The organism is Saccharomonospora iraqiensis subsp. iraqiensis, from assembly GCF_000430445.1.
Taxonomy (GTDB): domain Bacteria; phylum Actinomycetota; class Actinomycetes; order Mycobacteriales; family Pseudonocardiaceae; genus Saccharomonospora; species Saccharomonospora iraqiensis.
The window spans coordinates 2418-3705 of sequence record NZ_KE387073.1; the positions used below are offsets into that span (position 1 = coordinate 2418).

Sequence of the window (1288 nt, forward strand, 5' to 3'; positions counted from 1 at the left end):
GGGTCGGGCCCGTGGCACGCGCGTGGGCGGCGGGGCTCGCGGGAACCCGGCCGTCGTCCGCAACCGCTCCCGCCCCGTCCCCGCAGGGACCCGGGGCCCCCGTCCAGGACAGCACCAGCAAGGAGGTGCGGCACCCATGAACATGCCTCTGCACCAGAGTCTGCGCATCGCCCGGTACCTGATGGCGCAGAAGCTCAAGCGGCGGGACAAGTTCCCGCTCATCGTGGAGCTGGAACCACTGTTCGCCTGCAATCTCGGGTGTCCCGGATGCGGCAAGATCCAGCATCCGGCGAGCGTGCTGAAGCAGCGGATGCCGGTGGAGCAGGCCGTCGCCGCGATCGAGGAGTGCGGGGCGCCGATGGTGTCCATCGCGGGCGGCGAACCCCTGATGCACCCGGACATCGACACCATGGTGAACGAACTCGTGCGGCGGAAGAAGTACGTGTTCCTGTGCACCAACGCGGCGCTGCTCCGCAAGAAGATCGACAAGCTCGACCTCGCGCCGTCCAAGTACTTCGCGTTCGCGGTGCACGTCGACGGGATGCGGGAGCGGCACGATGCCGCGGTGGACAAGGAGGGCGTGTTCGACGAGGTGGTGGAGGCGGTGCGGGAACTCAAGTCCCGCGGGTTCCGCGTCACCTCGAACACCACGGTGTTCAACACCGACACCCCGGCCACCGTCATCGAGGTGCTCGACTATCTCAACGACGACCTGCGGGTCGACGAGATGATGGTCTCGCCGGCCTACGCCTACGAGAAGGCCCCCGACCAGGACCACTTCCCGGGGGTGGAGGAGAGCCGGGAACTGTTCCGCAAGGCGTTCGCGGACGGCAACCGCAAGCGCTGGCGGCTCAACCACTCGCCGCTGTTCCTCGACTTCCTGGAGGGGAAGGTCGACTTCGGGTGCACCGCGTGGGGCGTGCCGTCGTACTCGCTGTTCGGCTGGCAGAAGCCGTGCTACCTGATGAACGACGGCTACGCCGAGACCTACCGGGAGCTGATCGAGACCACCGACTGGGAGCGCTACGGCCGCGGCCGGGACCCGCGGTGCGCGAACTGCATGGCCCACTGCGGCTACGAGCCGACCGCGGTGCTGGCCACACTCGGCTCGGTGCGGGAGTCCCTGCGGGCGGCCCGGGGTGGCTGACCGCACCGGGCGATCCTGCCGGTGTCCCGCCCGGGTCGGCTGACCGCACCGGGCGGTCCTGCCGGTCCCGCCGGCCCCGCCCGGTGGTGCGGCTCAGCCGAACCGGTCCTGCAGCGTGTCGGTCAGTGCCGGGGCGAGTCC

The 1288-nt window shown here is 70.0% G+C and carries 1 protein-coding gene; it reads left to right on the forward strand.

Annotated features, from left to right (window positions below):
- Positions 1–136 precede the first annotated feature (136 nt).
- Positions 137–1147 (forward strand): adenosyl-hopene transferase HpnH, encoded by a 1011-nt coding sequence (hpnH, locus tag ACTIR_RS26430; protein WP_007027684.1) that lies wholly within the window; start codon positions 137–139, stop codon positions 1145–1147.
- Positions 1148–1288 lie beyond the last annotated feature (141 nt).